Here is a 20,929-nt window from a genome sequence, read left to right as displayed (position 1 = left end):
GAGTAAAAGCGTGCTTTTTTATGAAGAAATATATATTTATAAACTGCTTTGATTGAAACGATAGGGTTTAGTATAGTATCTTTTTATTTCAAGTGATTAAAAAATGAAAGGAATACGAATTACATACAAGATTAAACCCAAAGATAAAAAAATGGGAGTGGAAAGAAGGGAAAATAGTATGCTGGACTCTCTATTGTTTCAATTGATGCTGATCGGTGCCGTCGGGATCGGCTCCCAGTGGATTGCCTGGTTCTCGAGGCTTCCGGCCATAGTCGTTATGTCTGTTGCCGGGCTTCTGATTGGGCCGATATTTGGACTGATTAATCCTTCCGAAGCATTTGGCGATCTGTATGGCCCCATTGTATCGATTGCCGTAGCCATAATTTTATTTGAAGGAAGTCTGAATCTTGATTTTAGAGGAATTCAGGGACTTCAAAAGCCAGTGTACCGTATCATTACGATAGGAGCTCTTCTGGCCTGGGTACTGGGTTCATTAACAGCCCACTTCGTGGCAGGCTTATCGTGGGAAGTATCCTTTATTATCGGCGGTTTGCTGATCGTCACAGGACCTACCGTCATTCTGCCGCTTCTCCGGCAGGCAAAGCTGAAGCCAAGGCCGGCCAGAATACTTAAATGGGAAGGAATTGTCGTGGATCCGTTTGGCGCTCTTCTGGCAGTATTTGCGTTTGAAATTATCCGCACCTTTACGTCTGAAGAGTCAGCCTTCGTATCACTTGTTAATTTCTTTATGGCTTCGTTGTTTGCTGTCTTTCTTGGAATTCTTTTTGGCAGAATTATTGGATGGACCTTTGAACGTGGGCATGTGCCGGAGTTTCTGAAATCTCCGGTCGTCCTGTCGATGGTGATTGCAAGCTTTGTCATTTCGGACGTAGTTATGCATGAAACGGGACTGTTGGCCGTTACTGCAATGGGAATGACGATTGCAAACCTTCATATCAGCTCCATCAGTGATATGCAGCATTTTAAAGAAAATATTTCTGTACTGCTGATTTCGGGGATATTTATTATGCTGACCGCATCACTCGACCGGGCCACGCTGATGCAGATTTTTGATCCGCAGATTATCGCTTATGTTCTTTTAATGCTGTTTTTAGTTCGTCCGCTTTCGATATGGCTGTCAACCATAGGGACCGATTTAACATTTGGGGAAAAAGCTCTGGTTGGCTGGATCGCTCCCCGGGGGATCGTGGCATTGACGGTAGCAGGGTATTTTGCAAATGTGCTTGAAGAATACAACTATGCCGGGGCTTCCATTATTACCCCGCTTACATTTGCGCTCGTGTTTGCTACGGTATGTATCCACGGGTTTACTATCGGGCCGCTTGCCAGAAGGTTAAACCTTTCAAAAGAAGGGCTTCCCGGAGTTTTGTTCGTAGGGGGAAGCTCCTTTACTACAAGCCTTGCCCAAAAGCTGAAGGAAATGAATGTGCCGGTTCTGATTGCCGACTCTTCGTTTGAACATTTGTTCAACGCCCGTAAGGCGGGGATCGCTTACTACCGGGGAGAGATTCTCTCCGAGCAGTCGGAGTATTCACTGGACATGACACCCTACAATAAGATTATCGCAGCTACTGACCGGGATTCTTATAATTCGCTGGTGTGCACGACCTTTGTCCCCGAATTCGGAAGGAAGGATTTGTTTCAGCTCAGCTGGCATCAGTCAGACCGGAATGAGCCTGATGAACTGATGAGAAAAGTCGGAGGCCGTGTCCTGTTTGAAAAAGGAGCGACGTTTGAAGAACTGAACTGGAAAGTAGATGCAGGTTACGTATTTAAATTAACATCTTTAACAAAAGAATATCCGTACCAGTCATATTTAAATGACCGGGCGGAGGATGTGGTGCTGATTGGCATCCAAAAACCGACCGGACGCCTGGAGTTCTTTGCTCTTGATAATGCAATAAAGCCTGAGGCTGGAGACAAAATTCTCAGCCTGAGTCCCCCAAGTAACCAGGAAGTAAAAAAGAAAGAGGAATTAAAGGAGCAGTCAAGAGAAAAACAGATGGCTCCAAAGCCTTCGGGTCCGTCCCTGAATTAATGAAAGTATAAAAAAGCCGCCTGACCAATTTTATGGTCAGGCGGCTTTTTGTAGTGCACAGCGAAATTCTGGTGTTATTGGGAAACATCCACGAGCAGTTTGCCTGTGTTCCGGCCGGTGAACAAGCCGATAAATGCTTCTGGAATACGGTCGAATCCGGTGAGAATTGTTTCTTCATATTTCAGGTCCCCGGAAGCTACCCAGGCTGCAAGCTGTTTGGTTGCTTCTTCAAATTCATCGGCATAATCGCCTACAATGAAGCCCTTCATCAATGCGCTTGATTTAATGAGCTTGAATTGGACTCTCGGCCCGTAATTGTCCGGATCATTATAAGTAGAAATCGCCCCGCACTGAACCACACGGGCAAATTTATTTAAATGATCTAACACAATATCGCTCATTTCGCCCCCGACGTTGTCAAAGTACACGTCTACTTTGTCCGGGCACGTCCGTTTAATGGCTTTAGTTAAATCCTCAGTTTTGTAATTAATTACTTCATCAAAGCCAATACTTTTCATGTAATCCAGCTTTTCATCGGTGCCTGCAATGCCGACCACGCGTGCTCCCTGCATTTTAGCAATCTGCCCCGCAAGTGATCCAACGGCACCGGCACCGCCGGAGATGACGAATGTCTCTCCCTGTTTAGGCTGGCCGATGCTGAGGGTGCCGAAATAGGCAGTGAGGCCAGGCATGCCCACAGCACTTAAATAAGCAGAAACCGGAGCTGCTTCCGCCTGAACCTTGCGCACTTCTGAAGCGCTCACGTTAACATATTGCTGCCATGGGAGACTGCCGGTCACGTAGTCGCCTTCATTTAAAGAATCGTCGCGGCTTTTGAGCACCTTTGCAATGCCTCCTCCGGCAATTGGTTTATGAAGTGGAAAAGGAGGGACGTATGATTCGCGATCGTCCATTCTTCCTCTCATATAAGGGTCAACAGAAATATAAATCATTTGCAAAAGAGCTTCTCCCTCTGCTGGTTCGTCGATTTCTACGTGCTTAAATGCGAAAGTGTTTTTATCGGGAAGGCCTTTTGGTCTTTCGTGCAGGAGTATCTGTCTCGTTTTCGTTGCCATTTTATATGCTGCTTCCTTTCGTTTATGAAAAATTTGTCCAATAAGTAAAAAGTGGTCCATCTGAGCCGAAAACGGGATCGTAATCAGGAAGAGGAACGCGGTAAATATTATTTACCTTTTCCGGGCGCTCGGAAGGATCACCTGTGCACATATCATAGTCCGAGCCGCCTGGATAAGCACCAATAACTGCAAAGTCTTCACTCTGCTCAATGAGTTTATGGCCGTATCCAGCCGGAAGAATCAATACGTCGCCGTGCTTTACATTAAGCTGCCGGCCCTGTTCGCCGCCTATGTGCAAAAGGGCGGAGCCACTTACGCAGCCAAGCACCTCATGCGAATTACTGTGATAATGGTGGTATTTAAATACACTTCCTTTCCATGCTCCCAGCCAGTTGTTTGTATTAAAAAGTTCTTTAACATCCTCAAAGCCGGTTACAGTCTGTCTATAAATGAGCGCAGGAAAACTCGGATGATTAGGTATCTTACCGTCGTCTTCCACGGTAAATGTTTCTACATGAACTTCTTCGCGGCTTTTCATACAGGTACCTCCCTTTTTGACTGACTGAAAGCATACTCTATCAAGTATATTCCACATAGAGAAAGAATAAAAACTTCAGGTTCAGGAATAAATATTGACATTGAGAATCGTTTTCAATAAACTATATATAACAAATGAGAATTATTTTCAAATAGGAGGATGAACATGGACGGATTGATGATCATTGGAGCAGACAGACTGGGGGCCATACCCGACCGGTTAAAAGAATTAGGCTTTCAGGACATCAAGCATGTCACCGGGCGCAAAGTAAAAATGGTACAAAAGGAAATTCCGCCAAATATTGATCTGGTGCTTGTGCTTACTGATTTCATCAATCACAATGTTTCCGCCAAGTTAAAGGAACGGGCTAAAAATCAAAATGTACCGGTCTGTTATGCGAAACGGTCCTGGTGTTCGATTTATAAAGCATTAAGCAGCAGTGATGAAGTGTGTGCGAAATGCCCAATGCTTCAAAAATGCGATTAGTGAAGGAGCGGTATAAAGATGAAAAAGCAGCATCATACGAAAAGAATAGCGCCTGAAATTGATGATTTATTTATTTCTATTATTCAGAATGTAATGAAAGAACTGACAGCAGCAAATATTGAAAGTCAGCTGGACGTAGTAAAGTGTGTAAAAAAACATTGGAAAAAAACCGGTATCTCCTCCCCGGAGCAGGAATCAAAAAGGGTTGTGCTGTATGCCGCCCTGATGGATGAGAGCCTGAAGGCCTACCGAAACATAAAAACACTGCGGGGAGCACAATTTATTTCTCTTGAAAAAGGTGGGGCCTGGGTTGCCGGAAAAAACCCGAAGGAAGTGCACGTTTTAACATATACCGAAAGTGCAAGCATGAAATCAGTATGGAGACGTGAGCCTTGCCCGGCCGGAGCAGAGCGTATGTACTGGTCTAATTTATACACTGGCTCCAAAAGAATGATCCAGCACTGCAGGTAAAAAGCATCTCCCTTGTTTTTTCCTCTTTGGAAATGGGAATATACGGTTAGCGTCTTCTAAATAAGAAGTCGTGTATTCGACAGGATAGGGGAGACGTTCATATGTATCAAAAGGCTTTACTTATTATTAACGGAAACAAAGACGTTAATGAAAAACAAAAGCAGTTAAATACATTTATCCAGGTATGGGGAACTTCTATTGTGGAGTTGGTCATCAGACAGACCCAGTCCAAAGACGATGTACGTGAAACGTGCGCTTCTATTGATGAACAGGTAGAGGCGGTATTTATTGCCGGAGGCGACGGGACAATTCATGAAAGCATCAACGGGTTGATGGAGTCACCGTATGCCCCTGATGTAGGTGTGCTCCCGTACGGCACCTGTAATGATTTCTCAAGATCTCTCGGTTTAGCACAAAATCCAAAACGGGCTATGACAGGTATGCTCGAAAAAAATACGAAAGAAATCGATATTGGTTCCATGAATGAGCGTTTCTTCGCTAACTTTTATGGAATAGGTTTGATTGTGGAAACTTCGGAAAACATTGATGAAAACCTTAAAGGCGCAATCGGAAAGTTAAGTTATTTTATCAGCACGCTGCAAACGGTTCAGAACCCGGAAGTATTTTCTTATCAAATGAAAATTGACGGAGAAAACTACACCGGGGAAGCGGTAATGATTCTGATCATGAATGGCCACTCTATCGGTACCAATCAGGTCCCGGTCGGCGACACTTCGATGCAGGATGAGCAGTTTGAAATTTTCATTGTTCCAGAGGGCGGAAACAGCTTGATGAGGGAATTCTTTGCCACGATGGGCACTAAGGAAATTGATAATGAAAACAGCCCCATTGAGCACGTTCTCGGCAAAAATATCGAGTTGAATACAGATCCGGTAAAACCAGCTGATACAGATGGAGAAGTTTATACGGAAACGCCTGTGAGCATTAAATTAGGGGAGAAAAAAGTACGGTTTCTTGTTTCCGGTACCCCTGCAGAATAGGAGAGGCCACGCCGGCCTCTCCTCTTTTTATTCCTTGAAGATATTTTGTTCAAGCTCTGCATCCTTCACATTAGCAAGTGGCTGCATAATAAGAGAAGGATCGAAGCTGTTCATCGGGTGGCCGCGGAGAATGCGGTGGGGGGCATCGGGATTGGCCAGGGCTGTTCTGCCGAGAGAGACAAAATCAGCAGCACCTTCATTGATAGCATAGGAGGATTTTTCCGTGTCTCCAAGGTATCCGTTGGCAATAACGGACAGGCCGCTGTATTCTTTAGCCGCCTGGGCCATGCTGAGCGTATCATTTCCAAAGCCTTCGCCAAGACCGTCACCGTCCGTAGTATGAATATAATCGAGCGGTGTTTTCCCGAGCTCGGAGAAAATGACTGCAGCGTCTGCTTCCCCGCCCGGCCAGCGGTAAGAGCCGTCTGTGACTTTGGCCTGCGAAATACGGATGCCAAGAATAGGAACACGGCCGATGGCCTCGCGCACGGCTTCGATTACTTCGGTAAGAAAGCGCACACGGTTTTCTGCGGGACCTCCGTACTGGTCTGTACGCTTGTTGGTGGAAGCGGATAAAAACTGATCAAGCAGATAACCATTCGCTCCGTGAAGCTCTACACCGTCGAATCCCGCTTCTAATGCGTGAAGAGCAGCCTGAATAAAACCCTGCTTAGCAGTCTCCATATCATCATCGTTCATGGCTTTTGGGACTGGGAAAGCTCCCTGGCCGCCGTACGAAGATACTTTTTCAGCAGGAGGCTGCACTGAAGAAGCGGAAGCTGTTTCGCTTTTGTACTGATTGTACTGGGACTGTGCGCCGGCATGCATAAGCTGGGCGATCATTTTGCTTCCATGCTCTTTGACTGCTTTTGTGATCGGCTCCCATCCTTCCTGATGCTTTTCATTGGCGAGTCCGGGTTGGTTGGCGTAGCCCTGGCTGTAGATTTCATCGGTGTATATACCCTCCGAAATAATAGCGGAAAACCCGCCGACAGCATAGCGTTCATAGTATCTGCGCATCCGGTCGTTTGGCGTGCCATCGTCATCTGCGCTAATCCGTGTCATCGGAGCAACGATCAGCTTATTTTTAAAGATATGATTACTTATATGCTGTTGGTTAAACAAGAATTCTTCTACTTGTGCCATACTACTCCTCCTATAAATTCATCGTTTTGTCTCCCATGTCATTCCCGTTTTCAGCATTGGAAAACTGACTGAAATTTTAAAAGTGAAAAATAAGAATTGCTTAAATAAGAAAAGTGCGATATCATAATTTTCAAACATATTACTCCTCTGGTAAAAGGAACCTTTACCCAAAGCGTTCTTCTTTTAGCAATCAGGAGGTGAATGACATTTGTACAGCGAGAATACTGTTTACATTGTGGGAGAGGCTAAATCTCCTTCGAACAATCCGATTACTGAACAGTACCAGGTATTTTTTATTGGCTTTGTAGTGGATACTCTAACGGATGAAATCCTGGAGGCAGAATGCTCTGCTATTCTTTCCCTAACGGCCCGCTTTGTGAAAGAAATATTCGCAGGGACTTCTATTCAGGAAAGTGAGCGTCTTGTAGAAATTATCCAAAAACGTTATCATGGCTCGTCCCAGAAAGCGATGATTGTAGCTCTGCGCAACGCCAGTTTAAAGTATAAGCAAATAAAGGCTGACATGTAGCCGTGCTGCTTTATCTTACCGGATAAAACCCAGCAAAGAGATTTTTTCTCTTTGCTGGGTTTATTTATATTCAACAATTTAAAGGAGGTAATTACACATGATAGAAAGCGGCGCTCTTTACATTAGTGTTTTGATTGCTATGGTGGCACTTCTTGTAGGTACGGAAAAAGCAACAAAAAGTAAATTTTTCAAGTATGTACCGACAGTAGTGCTTATCTACATCGCTGCGGCTCTGTTAAACACCTTCGGAGTATTCAGCGGCTCCGAAGCTCTCGGTGAGTTGAATTCAGGCATACGTTCTTTACTGCTGCCGGCAATGATATTTTTATTTTTATTAAACTGTAATATTTTACAGATTATCAAGCTTGGGCCGAAAATGCTGCTCAGCTACGTTGTAGCTGTGATTAGTATTATTGGTGGCTTTACGGTTACATATTATATTATGCAGGGATTTTTAGATACACAAACGTGGAAGGCTTTTGCAGCTCTGGCCGGCTCATGGACAGGAGGTTCAGCCAATCTTGTAGCTCTTCAGGGGATTCTGGAGGTGCCTGAGAATTTATTCGGCTATGCTCTAATTATGGACACAGTAAACTATTCGTTTTGGGTAATGCTGTTATTTTGGCTTGTTCCTTTCCAATTCGCATTCAACCGGTTCACAAAAGCGAACACAGAAAGCATTGATCAGATGCAATACAATTTGTCCCTTGAAGAAAAAGAGACAAAGCCTCTGACATACGTGGAAATTATTGTCTGTTTAGGATTTTCTATGCTGGTGGCTTCGATTGCCATTGCAGTGGGAAACACACTTCCGGAAGCCGGGAACGCTGTGAATGCAACAACGTGGACGATATTAATTGTTACCGTTTTGGGCCTGGGTCTTGCTGTAACGCCGGTTGCCAGGCTGACAGGGACAATGGATATAGGCTATTTGATGCTTTATACAATCATCGCTCTAATTGCTTCTAACGCAGATTTTTCAAATATTGCCGAGGTGCCGGCGTATATTATTTCCGGGTTTATGATTTTATTTTTTCACGGTGCTATTATGCTGCTCTTGGCAAAGCTTTTCCGGCTTGATCTCTTTACACTTGGCATCGCAAGTCTGGCCAATATTGGCGGTATGGCCTCTGCTCCGGTGCTTGCAGGAGCCTTCAGCCGCACTCTGGTTCCAATAGGCGTAATGATGGCGTTAATAGGCTCATTTATGGGCACAGTGGTCGGTGTCGTGGTGGCGGAAATCCTATCAAGAATTTAAGAGGCGGGATGTTGAATGGAAATAGCTTCTCTTGAAACGAAAAGAAAAATCATTACTTTGGAGCGTCCGTTTGTTACTTCCGTAAGAACGGTTACAAGCATCGAAAATGTTGAAGTAAGTGTAATACTGAAAGACGGGACTATAGGAAAAGGAGCAGCGCCTCCGGCTCTTGCAGTAACGGGGGAATCTCCGTCAAGCATCGAAGCAGTTGTTAACGGTCCAGCCGCAGAAGTTCTTACAGGAGTAAAAAACGAAGATTTGCAGGGAAATGTACGCAGAATTAAGGAGAGCTGTTACGGAAACTTCAGTGCAAAAGCGGCAGTGGAAATGGCTGTTATAGATGCATTCGTTCAACAGCGTCACTGCAGCCTTTTGCAGTGGCTGGGAGGAACACCATCTGTTTTTGAAAATGATATGACGATCAGCATGGACGAACCAGCAAGAATGAAAAACACAGCAGAAAAATATATAAACGAGGGTTTCCGCTATCTGAAAATGAAGGTTGGAGATGACCTGAAAAAAGATTATCAAAGAATCCGAACTATAGCTGAAGTGCTTCCACAAGGCGTCATGCTGAGGATCGATGCTAACCAGGGGTGGACATCCAAAGAGGCTATAGCATTTATTCACCAGCTTGAAAAAGAAAAAATTCCGTTAGATTTTATAGAACAGCCTGTAGCGGCGGATGACTGGGCTGGTTTAAAGAAAGTCACAGCATCCACCACAACACTTATTATGGCGGACGAAAGCTGCAAAACATACACAGACGCCCACAGACTCATTGAGCAGCGTGCCTGCGACATGATCAATATTAAACTCATGAAATGTGGCGGACTGCTGGAGGCATGGAAAATTGCTGATATTGCAGAAGCAGCGGGCGTGCCGTGTATGATGGGCAGCATGATGGAATCAATCATAAGCGCCTCGCCGGCAGCTGAGCTTGCGGTCGCCCATCCTAATATTAAGATGGTGGATTTGGATGCTCCTAAATGGCTTCGGGAAAACACTGTTACTGCTGTATCCTTTGAAGGACATCAGATAAAAGCGATACAACCTGCAAAAAGTGCGCATATCAAATATGAAGAGGGGGAGCTGCGATGAAGAAAGGTTACTGGGTTTCAACTGTCATGATTGCAGTCATAGGAGCAGTTTTCACGAACGGCTCTGCGAATGCAGCAGAAGTGAATGAGACGGCTTATACAGATGTGAGTGCAATGACTATGTGGACAGAGCCGGATATTCTCCGGGAAATAGACCTCCCATCAGCCTCCAACCCGGCGAGTCTGAATGAATGGACAGCATCTATGAGCGTAGATGACAAGCTCTGGCTTGTTGGAAACCTGGAAAGCCAGACATTATTTGGTTCAAAGGTGCACGTTCTTGAAAAGAAACATGGATGGATAAAAGTAGCAGCCGATGGTCAGGAAACTCCAAGAAATGAATTGGGCTATCCCGGGTGGGTCCCGGAAGAACAAATAGTCGAGAGCAATCGAATGGAAAAATTAGAGGATGAACCATTTGCGCTCATTACTTCTCCGACCGCAGAATTAACTTATGATAAAAAAGGCAGAAAAGATTATAAAAAGCTGAGCTATAATACTCGTTTACCGGTGGTTAAAGAGCAGCAGGGAGAAGTACTGGTGGCTACTCCGTCGGATGGGAATAAGTGGATTGATGCATCAGATGTTGAAATATATGATAGCGAAGACGATATTGCAGTCCCTGATGCGGAAGACATTATTGCAGACGGGAAACAGTTTCTCGGCCTTCCATACCTATGGGCGGGAATGTCAGGGTTTGGATTTGACTGTTCAGGGTTCACTCATACTATTTTTGCCGCTAATGGCATTGAAATTCCGAGAGATTCCAGTGTACAGGCAGAGCAGGGTGACCCAGTAGCAAAAGAAGACCTGGAGCCGGGTGACCTTTTATTTTTTGCCTATGATAATGGAAAGGGACGGGTGCACCACGTCAGTATGTACATCGGCGGCGGTGACATGATTCATTCGCCGAATTCCCGGAGCACGGTTGAAATCGTTAATCTGGAGGATTCCGGGTATGCAGATGAGTATGCAGGTGCGAGGAGATATTTAGAGGAATAATTCATCGTATCAGGAAAGCGGGCCGCGACTGGCCCGCTTATTTATTGTATTCCCGGATTTGTGTATTAATGTCGTGCATTTCCTTTTCAAGAATGTCGAGCTCGCGCATAATACCATCAGTGTTGCCTCCGAAAGATTCGAGTTTTTCCAGATCTCCCTGGATGCGTACATAATCTGATTTTAACATGGCGAGCTGGTGGTCTAGTTCGCGAAGAGTCATAGCAGGATCCGCCTCCATAATAAATTTGTGCATCTGTTTGCTATTTTAACGCAAAATCGTTATAATTTTAAATGAAAATCATTATCAATTTTATGGACGGTGTACGACAAGACTGAGATTGCAGAAAAGAAAGGGGCTTGCGACGGTGGCAAGACTTCAAGCAGAGCAGGTAGACGTTTCTTACGAAAATAAACAAGTCCTGAAAAATATCAGCGTTGAGATACCAGAAGGAAAAATTACGTCTATTATCGGGCCAAATGGATGTGGGAAATCCACGATTCTTAAATCACTTTCCCGTATACTGACCCCTGAAGAAGGCGGTGTGTACCTAGACGGCAAATCTATTCATGAAATGAAAACAAAAGAAGTGGCTAAAAACATGGCAATGCTTGCCCAGACTCCGGATATTCCGCTTACGTTGACGGTGGAGCAGCTGGTGTCATTCGGCCGGCATCCCCACCGCAAACGTACACGAAAATTAACTGCGGAGGACCACGAGGCTATTCAAAAGGCTATGACGGATACTGGAGTCTCCGAATTTGCCGCCCGGACTCTGGACTCCCTTTCCGGCGGACAGCGCCAGCGGGCCTGGATTGCTATGGCACTGGCACAGGATACGGAGCTTCTGCTTCTGGATGAGCCGACGACTTACCTTGATATGGCCCATCAGCTTGAAGTGTTGGAGCTTCTTCAGGAGCTGAATGAGAAAGAAAGCCGTACGATTGTCATGGTGCTTCATGACTTAAATCATGCTGCCCGTTTTTCTGACCATTTAATCGCTATGTGCAGTGGAGAAGTACAATGTATAGGGTGCCCCAATGATGTCATTTGTAAAAATGTTCTCCGGCAGGTGTTTGGCATTGATGCCCACGTCGTAACTGATCCAAAGAGCGGCAAACCGCTCTGCATGACATATGATTTAATTGATCGCACGCCTGCTTCTGCAACGGATATATCACAAATAAATTAAAAATAAGGAAAGCCAGGAACTCCGTGAAGGGGCTCCTGGCTTTCTTTCTGAAGAATTACTATGATTTAGAGCTTCTGTGCATCAGCCATAAAAAGAAGGGTGTGCCAATTACAGCAGCCACCAGCCCCGAGGGGATTTCGTCAGGGGCTAGTACGGTGCGTCCGATCGTATCGGAAAACACGAGAAGAGAGCCGCCGATAAATAGGGCTACAGGAAAAATGCGCATGTAGTCCTGTCCCACAAGCATACGGGCTAAATGAGGTGCGACAAGCCCGATAAAGCCAATCGTGCCCACGGCGGCTACTGCCATGGCGGCACAAAAGGTGGCAAGCAATACTGCGGCCCAGCGGGCAAAGGTTAACCGCTCTCCAAGAGCGATCGCTGTCTGGTCGCCAAGCGAAAGCACGTTTAAGGAAGGGGCTAAAAACCAGGCAAGCGGTATACTTATGGCAAGCGGGAGGAGCAGAAACTGCTGAAGCTCTTCGTAGCCGGTGGCATATGTGCTGCCGGACAGCCAGGTTAATGCGGCGGCAGCATTTAAGTTAAAACGGGTGATCATAATTTGTGACAGAGCGCCGCCTACAGCTGACAGGGCGATTCCGAGAAGGGCCAGGACAGCGGGATGAAATTTAGTTTTCCAGGAGAAAAACAGAATTACGCCTACAGCTGCAAAAGCTCCGGCAATGGCTCCAATTGGAATAAAGGCCGTGGGAATATCCCTGAAAAGAAACAGTACAAACAGGGCGCCCGCGCCTGCTCCTGAGGTCACCCCGAGCACTGAAGGATCTGCGAGGGGATTTCGCAGAATGCCCTGATACAGCATGCCGCTTAGTGCAAGCAGCATTCCAGCTGTAAGCGCCGTCAAAAGCCGCCCGAGCCTCAAATCGAATATGATAAACCGCTGCCCGCTGCTTTCCTCTGTAAACAGGGCCTGCCAGGTGTCAACGAAGCTGAAGCCTGTGGACCCGCCGGCAAGTCCCACAAAGAACACGAGGGCCGTAAACATAACAGCACCTGTTAAAACAACAGGATACTTCAGTTCACGTCTTTTACGTCCACCTCCAATAGCACTTTGCTGCTCTGTGCCAAAAAAAGAGCCCCGGTGCTTTAAAATGAGCCATACAAGAAACGGAGCGCCGACTATCGATGTGACAGCGCCGACAGGAAGCTCACTGAGGGAAGGGTCGACGGCCCTTCCCAGTACGTCCGCCCCGATCAGAAGCACAGCACCCCAAAGCATGGACCCAAACAAAAGAGTGGAGTGAAGCTGATAGCCCATTAAGCGTGTCAAATGGGGGGCCACCAGGCCAATAAAGCCGATGGGGCCAACAACGCTTACAACGATGGCAGTCAGACCTACGGCAAGGAAAAACATAAATGCCTGCGTAGCCCGTACGTTTTCTCCAAGTGTAGCTGCCTGATTTTTGCCAAGCAAAAGAATATCGAGACGGGGAGCGTAAAAGAACACGAGGAACAAAAGCACGATCAGTACAGGGAAGACAAAGCGGACACCGCTCCAATCCTGCTGTACAAGGGTGCCGTTACCCCATAGAAACAAACCGGCGGTCTGTACTTCAAAAAATATCTGAAGAACAGCTGTAAATGATGAAAAAGCAATAGACAGTACGAGACCGGCCAAAGCCATCCGCACTGGCGTAGCTTCAAGGCCGCCGGCCATTGTAAACACCATTAAGGCGGACAGGCATCCGCCGACAAACGCAGCGATAAACCCGCTCAGACCCAGCCAGTCCGGCAGTATGGTGGCAAAAGCTACAATAAAGAAATAGGCACCGGCATGAACTCCTAATGTGCTAGGGGCTGCCAGCGGATTTTTTGTGATCGTTTGAAAAATAACCCCGGAAGCAGCCAAAGCTATACCTGAGAGAATACCAATAACAATTCTCGGGAGATATACAGTCCGGAAAATACTGCTTTCCGTAGAGTCGGTATGCTGCATAAGCTCCCACCAGGAGCGCACCGAAAAAGTACCGGTGCTCTGCACAAGATGCAGATATATCAGCACCAAGAGAAGAGCTGCTCCGCCAGTATACAGCAGAACAGCTCTTGAAACGAACGGGAATGAATTCATAGTTACTCCTCATTTGTTAAAGTGTCAGCCACCTCTTCGGCGAACACCTCGGATGAAAGCGGACCGCCGTATGGCCATGTAGAGCTCGGAAGACGATGAACATTATCGTTTTGAACAAAGGATAAGCTATTCCATACTTCATTGTTATTCAGTGTTTGTTCAATCGTATCACGATCGCCTTCCGGTGTGGGGATATCTATAAATGTCTGGTCCTGATAATTTTCCAGTGCATCGACGCTCGTTTCTGTATAGCCGTACTCTTCAAACTGCTCAGACTCATACGCATTATCGACACCGATCTGTTCCATCGTCTGGGCGGCAAGAGAATTGTCGGCAAACAGCCGGAAGGCTACATTTTCATTAGCGAGATAGGAAAGTGAAAGCAGCACTTCCTCGTCAGTGCGTCCGGCATCTTCGATTTCAGTCGACAGTTCATTGTAGGTGTCATCCAGGTCATTTAAAACCTGCTCCGCCTGGTCTTCTTCGCCTACAGCCGTAGCAATGCTTTCGAAGGTGGACTCCATTTCTTCGTACTGATTGCCCTCGCCCTCGGCAGGGTATGGATTATACATCAGCGTCGGGGCAATTTCTTCAAGCTCTTCTTTAATGTCTTCATGGCGGTAGCCGGCGGTAATGATTAAATCGGGCTCCAGCTCGGCAATACGTTCGAGGCTTGGCTCCTGTCTCGTGCCAACGTCCTGGACGTCTTCAGAAGGGGCCGGTTCGATATCAGCAAGATAATCGTTATATCCATCGAGATCAGCGATACCGGCAGGCTGCATGCCTAATGCAAGAAGATCTTCAGCATACACCCATTCGAGAGCGACGACGTTTTCGGGTGTTTCCTCAAGGGTTACTTCATTGTCATACCCGTCTGTTACCGTTACAGATTCGCTGTTTTCAGAAGATCCCTCATTGCTGCCGGACTCCTCCGAACTGCCGCTGTCTTCTGAAGAACTGCATGCAGCAAGTGAAAGTGATAAAGCGGGTACCGTTAAAAATGTTAAAAAAATCCTTTTACGCATATGTATATCCCCCTAATTGAAAAAGATTATCAATATCAACAAATCCGACTTTACTATAAAAAGGGGGACAATTCAATAAATATAAAAATTTTTCTTATTTATTATTCGTTATACTGGTCATAAAAATGGGCAGTAATTTCTTTCATTCTATTTTTGTTCTTTCCCATATCCCCCTTGCCGATCCTTGAAGCCGATCGAAAATGAACGTGCCCATGATCACCGAAATAAAAAACAACGTCATCCTTGAATTTAAGCAACGGTGTCGTAAACACAGTTGAAATATAGTTATCATCTTCATGAACGATTTCCGCATGCTTCTGCTGCTGAATGATATGACGGATAGTACTTTTCGCTGTTTCCGGGCTGCCTGAATATTGTATGGGCTCCATGTAATGACGTTTATCTTCGGGGGAACTCATGGTAGAAACACAATTTGGGCTGTTAGGGCAGGGAGAAAGCATAAATAACATCCTTTCGCGGTAGAATTTTATATACATTATTGTGTACACTGTAAGCAGATGATTAGAATTATATCAGCGTTACTCTCTTTCCCGAAAAAATAAAGCGTTAACCGGAAGCAGGAAGGGAAGGGGAAAGGAAGAAAGGAGTGGATCGCAGATGGTGAAAGTCAGCCAGGTGAGTGAAAATATTATTAAGGTGCACATGAAGGTAGGCATTACTATTAGTGCCTGGGTCGTCAAGCATGAGAACGGGGCTATTATTATTGATACGGGCATCCGGCCAATGGCGCCGAGAATTTTAAAAGAAGCAGCACGTTTTGGACGGGTCCAGATGATTTTATTAACGCACGGACATCCGGATCATGTAGGCGGACTCGCTTATATTCAGGACAAAGTAAATGCACCTGTTTACATCCATGGGCTCGAGATTCCTTACATAACGGGGGAAAAACCTTATCCTAACCGAAAAAAACCGACAAATTATACTAAAGGATTTTCTGTAAAGCAGCTGCCGGGAGACAGCCGTGGCGTTTTTCATTCTATGATGGGGCTGGACCCATATTTTACACCGGGGCACTCTCCGGGTCATACCGCTTATTATCATAAAAAAGATGACGTTCTGATCACTGGCGACATGATTACTTCGAAAAACGGGCGTATTGGTCCTCCGATGAAACAGTTTACTGCTAATATGGATCGGGCGATGCGGAGTACGAAAACTATACAGAAAGTGGCTCCCCGAAAACTATCAATCTGTCACGGAGAGGATCTGCAGTATTCGCAGCATCTGTACAGCGCATTTGTAAATCAATACCAGTCTAAAGTATAAGGGGCACGGTTATGTATAATGAAGCTTTGATGAAACGGGCGGTGCAGCTGGCGCAGAAGGTAAAAAAAGAAGGGGAGGGAGATCCCTTTGGCTGTGTAATTGTCCGGGGCGGTGAAGTAGTGGCCGAGGAAGGGAATAAAGGCTTTAAAACCTGTGATCCGACGACTCACGCCGAGCTGGAAGCAGTAAGGACCGCTTCACGGTTTTTAAAAACTCAGGATTTAAGTGACTGCGAGCTGTATACGAGCGGGGAGCCCTGTCCAATGTGTGAAGCTGCCATCAATTGGAGCGGTATCCCGGTAGTATACACGGCAAAAACAGCAAAGGAGGCCGAAAATGCCGGCCTCCTTCCAGTGCCCGAAACAACCTACGAGCTGCAGTATAAACCTCTTCGGGATAAAAATCTCGATCCATACCTTGATGAACGTTAAAGCGGGGCAGTTAAAGCAGAAAAAACCGGAAATAAATAAGTATGCCCAGGTAAATAATTAATAATACTGCAGACATGAGCAGAATAAACCACATGTATAAAAGCGGCACGTGATGTGACTGCTTTTTTATTGTGACTGCAGCGAGGGTTGTTGTTGTTCCGAGCGTAAGCAGAATCAGCACGACCAGCCAGGTGGCAATGGACGACCACGGGAGAAAATAAACAAATGGCATGAGCATCAGCAGTACACACATTGTATAAAACGCATAAAGCGACGTTTTATAAAGGCGTGTGTCTTTTTGACGCTCCTTGTGCTGCCGCCTCCGGTCCAGTCTGCTGTTTGATTTCCCCCCGTCCGCGGAAGCAGGCTGCAGCGTCTGCTTAACACGATTCCAAAGCTGCTTCGGGGCGAGATGTTTCCATTTTGATGAACGTTCCATTTTTCATACTCCTAAAGGCAGACGGAAAACATCAGCATTACGGCCGGCGTGTGAGGCCCATAAATGTTTGCAAAAATGATTTCCAGTTACGGTTTCTGCCGTAGTAATAGTCGATGATTTGCGAAAGTGATTCGAACTTTCCTTTATAAGGATACCATAAAATTTCGCTGTTCATACTCCCCCTTGCGCTCATAACGGACGTTTCAATACTGAACGAACGCATGCCTGCAGTAGAGTGGTAGGATCCAATACCGCTCTGTTTTGCGCCTCCGTAAGGAAGGTAGTGATTGGCAGCGTGGGAGATTACATCATTGATCATAAAGTTGCCCGTGCGGACCTTTGCAGTAAAGTTTGCCGCAAGCTCCTGGTCAGCAGTGAAAATGGAACCGCTCAGACCATAAATTGTGTCGTTGAACAGCTCGAGCGCCTCGTCAATTGTAGAATAAGTCCGTACTGAAAATACAGGACCGAAAGTCTCTTCCTTCCATATCCGCATTTCTCCGGTTATTCCAGTCAAAACAACCGGTTCGATTGACAGAGTTTGATCGTCCCAGCGTTCGGGTGGTTTTCCGGCTATCTGTTCGGCACCCTGGTCAATCGCCTCCTGAACCTGATTGTAAACCGTATCCCACTGCTTTTTCGTCGTCATCCGACCGATTTCATATTCTTTTTCGCCATCCCGGCGCAGACCGGCGATGGTTCTGCGTACATTATTCAAAAATTCCTCCTGAACCTCTTCATGCACAATTACGCGCTCGACAGATAAACAGACTTGGCCGCTGTTCATGAAGGCTCCCCAGGAAGCAGCATTCGCCGCCCGTTCGACGTTCGCATCTTTGTGAACGACCATAGCATCCTTTCCGCCCAGTTCGAGGGTGGTGGGAATCAGATGCTCGGCGGCCTGCTTCTGAATAACCTTTCCTGTTGCGACTGATCCGGTAAAATGAATATAGTCCGGCTGCTGTTCAACTAGTAAGCGTCCGGTTTCAGCTCCGCCATGGAGAACCTGAAACACGCCGTCAGGAAAAAGTCCCGAAATTTTTTCAAGAAGAAGACTGGCGAGCGGCGTCTCTGCGGAAGGCTTTAAAAGCACGCAGTTTCCTGCAGTCAGCGCTTCAACAACAGGAATAAGAGAAAGCTGAAAAGGAAAATTCCAGGGAGAGATAACAGCAATTTTTCCGCGTGGTTTGCGAATGATTGAAGAATTTTTTCCCATAAAGATCATTGGAGTTCTGACGCGCTCCCGGTTAAAAAGACCGGGAGCTTCTTTTTCAATGTGGCGCAGAGCTTCAAGAACCGGGATGACCTCAGACCCCAGCGCTTCAATAGGAGGTTTTCCTGTAGCGGAGGAAATAATGTCCGCAATTTCTTCCCGGAGCTCGCTGATAGTAAAGCGAAGCAGCTGTATGTAGCTAAGCCGTTTCTCTATGGGCAGAGAAGCCCAGGGAGTAAAAGCATCATCGGCCTTTTGCCAGGCAGCCTGTATTTCTTCTTCATTAGATGAATGAACGGTTGTTGATTCCAATATTGACACCCTTTCTGAATCATAATAATAAGTATAGTACCCCGTTCCCTAATTAGAACTAATCATAACAGAAGTGACGGAAAAGAAACCCTGCTCGCACAAAGAGACTCAAGGCAGCTTTTCCGTGGTGAAAGGATACTTTATTTATCAAAGCCGTACCGGATAAAACGGGAGATGTCTTTTGCGACGCCGATATCCCAAAGAATAATAAATAAAACCAAAATGGCGGGTCCCGCCAGCAGACCGACGGCTCCAAACATCTGCAGGCCGGCAAACAGGGAGATCAGCACGGCAAGCGGGTTCAGATTCATGCTCGAAGAGAGCACCTTTGGCTCGATAATCTGCCGGACAATCATGGTAATCGTATAAAGGATCAAAAGGCCAAGTCCAAGGCCAAAGTTGCCTGTAATGAGCAGATACACTCCCCACGGAATTAAAATAGTGCCGGTGCCCAGGTAAGGAAGAAATTCAGCGACACCAACGACGGCTGCAAGCCAGTAGGCTCCTTCGACCCTCATGATAAGCAGGCCGATTAGCACAATAACGCCTGTCACAAGCATAAGGATCAGCTGCGCCCGAATGTAGCCGAAAACTCTTGCCCACATGGCCTGGTAAAAAGCCTTTAACCGCTCGATGACAAAGGGCGGCAGGGCCAGTTTCATTTTTCCGGCATATCTATTCCAGTCTTTTCCGATAAAATAAATAGCTAATACAATAAATAACAGGACAATCAAGAGCGTCGGAATGCCTAAAATTAATTGGGTTAAAGCGTCGGCAGTAGTCTGAGCGACTGAGCCAAGTCCGGAGCCAAGCTGACTTCCAAGCTGAGCTATCCCCTGATCTACAGAGGACTGACCGCCGATCCCGGAGGCGGCTCCTGTAGCTCTTTCCCAGAAGGGAAGGATATTTTCATTGTAAAAATTCTGCATTTGCAAAAAGGTGCTCTCCATCCAGGCCGGCCCCTTTTCAGCGATCACATTGAATAATTCAATTGAAAGAAAGATCAGGCCGGTAATAATGCCTCCAATGATACTTAAAGTAAGCAGAAGACCAACAAGAGCTGCGATCCCATTTGGCAGACGCAGTTTATAATGAAGCCACTTCGTAAGCGGCATAAGCATCCACGCGAAAAAAGCGGCGATCCAAAACGGATACGTATAGGAAAAAATCTTGCCAAGCGCCCATGCAAGAGCGAAAGTGGCTATTATAACGATAATAAACCGCAGAATCATCCAGCCGGTTGTTTGTTTCATGGTCCATTCCATTCCTTTCCTTTGGTGGACATGCTATCCATCTTTTCTTATTATAACCTTCCCGCTGTAAAAAAGAATCTACACGTTTTTTTTAATATTCCCGAAAACAGGGGGATATATACTTTTTATGAATAGTTCTTTAGGGTAATTATAAGGTAGAATGGCAGTAGTGGCTTATACTTTAGGAACAGACAGGGGAGGAAGCAGTATGGATATTAACGGAAAAGTTTTTTTACTTCCAGGCGGTGCATCCGGACTTGGTGGTGCTACGGCGAATATGCTTGTAGAAAACGGTGCGAAGGTGGTTATCGCCGATTTTGAGGTGAGACCCGGAAGAAAAAGAGCAAAAGAGCTTGGAGACAGTGCCATTTTTATTGAAATGGACGTCACTTCGGACGAAAAAGGAAAAGCAACTATTGATAAAACAATAGAAACGTTCGGGCGTATCGACGGGGTGGTCAACTGCGCGGCACTCGGGCTTGCAGAGAAGATTCTGAATAAAAAGGATTCGCACTCCCTCGAGCATTTCACTCGTGTTATCCAGACGAATCTGGTTGGAACGTTTAACATGCTCCGGCTCGGTGCAGATGCGATGAGACATAATGAACCAAACGAACAGGGAGAAAGAGGAATCATTATTAATACATCTTCGATTGCCGCCTATGAAGGACAGGTCGGCCAGGCTGCCTACAGCGCTTCTAAAGGGGGCATCTGGAGCCTTACGGCACCGGCCGCCAGGGAGCTTTCAGACTTTGGTATACGCGTTATGGCTATCGCTCCGGGTTTATTCGAAACTCCTTTTTATATGTCCTTTCCGGAAAAAGCAAGGCAGACGCTGGGACAGAACGTTCCTTTTCCAAGAAGGCTCGGATTTCCGAATGAGTATGCCTCGCTTGTAAAAGAAATTATCCATAACACAATGTTAAACGGGGAAACGATTCGTTTGGACGGAGCGCTCCGTATGCCTCCCAAATAAAAAAGCACCAGAGTCTGTATTGTGGACTCTGGTACTTTTTTTATG

General features: G+C 46.1%; 22 protein-coding genes. 12 read left to right on the top strand and 10 right to left on the bottom strand.

Going from position 1 to position 20,929, the window contains the following annotated elements; translation table 11 throughout:
- The first annotated feature begins 178 nt into the window (after nucleotides 1–178).
- Nucleotides 179–2,059: a cation:proton antiporter gene (locus SIC45_RS11260; RefSeq protein WP_298788243.1), complete on the top strand. Its 1,881-nt coding sequence runs from the start codon at nucleotides 179–181 to the stop codon at nucleotides 2,057–2,059.
- A gap of 74 nt (nucleotides 2,060–2,133) precedes the next feature.
- Here SIC45_RS11260 and SIC45_RS11255 read toward each other — a convergent pair whose 3' ends face one another.
- On the bottom strand, nucleotides 2,134–3,135 hold the full coding sequence (locus SIC45_RS11255) for an NADP-dependent oxidoreductase (protein ID WP_319632203.1): 1,002 nt from the start codon (nucleotides 3,133–3,135) through the stop codon (nucleotides 2,134–2,136).
- Between the two features lie 22 nt (nucleotides 3,136–3,157).
- The gene (locus SIC45_RS11250) at nucleotides 3,158–3,673 is read right to left on the bottom strand and encodes a cupin domain-containing protein (RefSeq protein ID WP_319632202.1); all 516 of its coding nucleotides are present in this window, start codon (nucleotides 3,671–3,673) and stop codon (nucleotides 3,158–3,160) included.
- Between the two features lie 165 nt (nucleotides 3,674–3,838).
- Here SIC45_RS11250 and SIC45_RS11245 point away from each other — a divergent pair, with 165 nt between their 5' ends.
- From SIC45_RS11245 to SIC45_RS11235, 3 genes are all read left to right on the top strand, one after another.
- Entirely contained in the window at nucleotides 3,839–4,159 is a 321-nt protein-coding gene (locus SIC45_RS11245; RefSeq protein ID WP_319632201.1) for a DUF2325 domain-containing protein, read from the top strand.
- An 18-nt stretch (nucleotides 4,160–4,177) separates the two neighbouring features.
- Complete coding sequence (locus SIC45_RS11240; RefSeq protein WP_319632200.1) at nucleotides 4,178–4,630, top strand: hypothetical protein; 453 nt, start codon at nucleotides 4,178–4,180, stop codon at nucleotides 4,628–4,630.
- A gap of 101 nt (nucleotides 4,631–4,731) precedes the next feature.
- A complete protein-coding gene (locus SIC45_RS11235; RefSeq protein ID WP_319632199.1) occupies nucleotides 4,732–5,631 on the top strand; it encodes a diacylglycerol/lipid kinase family protein in 900 nt (299 codons plus the stop codon).
- A 27-nt stretch (nucleotides 5,632–5,658) separates the two neighbouring features.
- Here SIC45_RS11235 and SIC45_RS11230 read toward each other — a convergent pair whose 3' ends face one another.
- Nucleotides 5,659–6,777 (bottom strand): NADH:flavin oxidoreductase, encoded by a 1,119-nt coding sequence (locus SIC45_RS11230; RefSeq protein ID WP_319632198.1) that lies wholly within the window; start codon nucleotides 6,775–6,777, stop codon nucleotides 5,659–5,661.
- A gap of 208 nt (nucleotides 6,778–6,985) precedes the next feature.
- Here SIC45_RS11230 and SIC45_RS11225 point away from each other — a divergent pair, with 208 nt between their 5' ends.
- From SIC45_RS11225 to SIC45_RS11210, 4 genes are all read left to right on the top strand, one after another.
- Nucleotides 6,986–7,306 (top strand): DUF3870 domain-containing protein, encoded by a 321-nt coding sequence (locus SIC45_RS11225; RefSeq protein ID WP_319632197.1) that lies wholly within the window; start codon nucleotides 6,986–6,988, stop codon nucleotides 7,304–7,306.
- 97 nt (nucleotides 7,307–7,403) lie between these two features.
- The gene (locus tag SIC45_RS11220) at nucleotides 7,404–8,564 is read left to right on the top strand and encodes a DUF819 domain-containing protein (RefSeq protein WP_319632196.1); all 1,161 of its coding nucleotides are present in this window, start codon (nucleotides 7,404–7,406) and stop codon (nucleotides 8,562–8,564) included.
- Between the two features lie 15 nt (nucleotides 8,565–8,579).
- The gene (locus SIC45_RS11215) at nucleotides 8,580–9,665 is read left to right on the top strand and encodes a dipeptide epimerase (protein WP_319632195.1); all 1,086 of its coding nucleotides are present in this window, start codon (nucleotides 8,580–8,582) and stop codon (nucleotides 9,663–9,665) included.
- The gene (locus SIC45_RS11210) at nucleotides 9,662–10,666 is read left to right on the top strand and encodes an NlpC/P60 family protein (RefSeq protein WP_319632194.1); all 1,005 of its coding nucleotides are present in this window, start codon (nucleotides 9,662–9,664) and stop codon (nucleotides 10,664–10,666) included. Before SIC45_RS11215 ends, SIC45_RS11210 begins: the two co-directional genes overlap by 4 nt.
- Nucleotides 10,667–10,703: 37 nt before the next feature.
- Here the strand turns inward: SIC45_RS11210 and SIC45_RS11205 are convergent, their stop codons facing one another.
- On the bottom strand, nucleotides 10,704–10,886 hold the full coding sequence (locus tag SIC45_RS11205) for an SE1832 family protein (RefSeq protein WP_022794637.1): 183 nt from the start codon (nucleotides 10,884–10,886) through the stop codon (nucleotides 10,704–10,706).
- Between the two features lie 145 nt (nucleotides 10,887–11,031).
- On the opposite strand from SIC45_RS11205, the gene SIC45_RS11200 reads away from it, so the two are divergent.
- The gene (locus SIC45_RS11200; RefSeq protein ID WP_319632193.1) at nucleotides 11,032–11,856 is read left to right on the top strand and encodes an ABC transporter ATP-binding protein; all 825 of its coding nucleotides are present in this window, start codon (nucleotides 11,032–11,034) and stop codon (nucleotides 11,854–11,856) included.
- A 58-nt stretch (nucleotides 11,857–11,914) separates the two neighbouring features.
- Here the strand turns inward: SIC45_RS11200 and SIC45_RS11195 are convergent, their stop codons facing one another.
- From SIC45_RS11195 to SIC45_RS11185, 3 genes are all read right to left on the bottom strand, one after another.
- A complete protein-coding gene (locus SIC45_RS11195; protein WP_319632192.1) occupies nucleotides 11,915–13,945 on the bottom strand; it encodes an iron ABC transporter permease in 2,031 nt (676 codons plus the stop codon).
- 2 nt (nucleotides 13,946–13,947) lie between these two features.
- On the bottom strand, nucleotides 13,948–14,970 hold the full coding sequence (locus SIC45_RS11190; RefSeq protein ID WP_298788222.1) for an ABC transporter substrate-binding protein: 1,023 nt from the start codon (nucleotides 14,968–14,970) through the stop codon (nucleotides 13,948–13,950).
- A gap of 101 nt (nucleotides 14,971–15,071) precedes the next feature.
- Entirely contained in the window at nucleotides 15,072–15,431 is a 360-nt protein-coding gene (locus tag SIC45_RS11185; protein WP_298788469.1) for a DUF1499 domain-containing protein, read from the bottom strand.
- A gap of 157 nt (nucleotides 15,432–15,588) precedes the next feature.
- Between SIC45_RS11185 and SIC45_RS11180 the strand changes: the two genes are divergently transcribed.
- Both SIC45_RS11180 and SIC45_RS11175 read left to right on the top strand, forming a co-directional pair.
- A complete protein-coding gene (locus SIC45_RS11180; RefSeq protein WP_319632191.1) occupies nucleotides 15,589–16,260 on the top strand; it encodes an MBL fold metallo-hydrolase in 672 nt (223 codons plus the stop codon).
- An 11-nt stretch (nucleotides 16,261–16,271) separates the two neighbouring features.
- Nucleotides 16,272–16,691 carry a nucleoside deaminase gene (locus tag SIC45_RS11175; protein ID WP_319632190.1) on the top strand — a complete coding sequence of 140 codons (420 nt, stop codon included), beginning with the start codon at nucleotides 16,272–16,274 and terminating at the stop codon, nucleotides 16,689–16,691.
- A gap of 10 nt (nucleotides 16,692–16,701) precedes the next feature.
- Here the strand turns inward: SIC45_RS11175 and SIC45_RS11170 are convergent, their stop codons facing one another.
- The 3 genes from SIC45_RS11170 to ytvI form a co-directional block, all read right to left on the bottom strand.
- The gene (locus tag SIC45_RS11170; RefSeq protein WP_319632189.1) at nucleotides 16,702–17,130 is read right to left on the bottom strand and encodes a hypothetical protein; all 429 of its coding nucleotides are present in this window, start codon (nucleotides 17,128–17,130) and stop codon (nucleotides 16,702–16,704) included.
- Nucleotides 17,131–17,167: 37 nt separating this feature from the next.
- Nucleotides 17,168–18,655, bottom strand: coding sequence for an aldehyde dehydrogenase family protein (locus SIC45_RS11165; protein WP_319632188.1), 1,488 nt, complete (start codon nucleotides 18,653–18,655; stop codon nucleotides 17,168–17,170).
- A gap of 140 nt (nucleotides 18,656–18,795) precedes the next feature.
- Nucleotides 18,796–19,908 (bottom strand): sporulation integral membrane protein YtvI, encoded by a 1,113-nt coding sequence (gene ytvI / locus SIC45_RS11160; RefSeq protein WP_319632187.1) that lies wholly within the window; start codon nucleotides 19,906–19,908, stop codon nucleotides 18,796–18,798.
- A 208-nt stretch (nucleotides 19,909–20,116) separates the two neighbouring features.
- Here ytvI and SIC45_RS11155 point away from each other — a divergent pair, with 208 nt between their 5' ends.
- The gene (locus tag SIC45_RS11155) at nucleotides 20,117–20,884 is read left to right on the top strand and encodes a 3-hydroxyacyl-CoA dehydrogenase (protein WP_298788209.1); all 768 of its coding nucleotides are present in this window, start codon (nucleotides 20,117–20,119) and stop codon (nucleotides 20,882–20,884) included.
- Nucleotides 20,885–20,929: the final 45 nt, after the last annotated feature.

Source organism: Marinococcus sp. PL1-022 (genome assembly GCF_033845285.1).
Classification (GTDB): Bacteria; Bacillota; Bacilli; order Bacillales; family Marinococcaceae; genus Marinococcus.
Note: the sequence above shows the minus strand (reverse complement) of the source record. Positions and strands in the feature narration are given on the sequence as shown.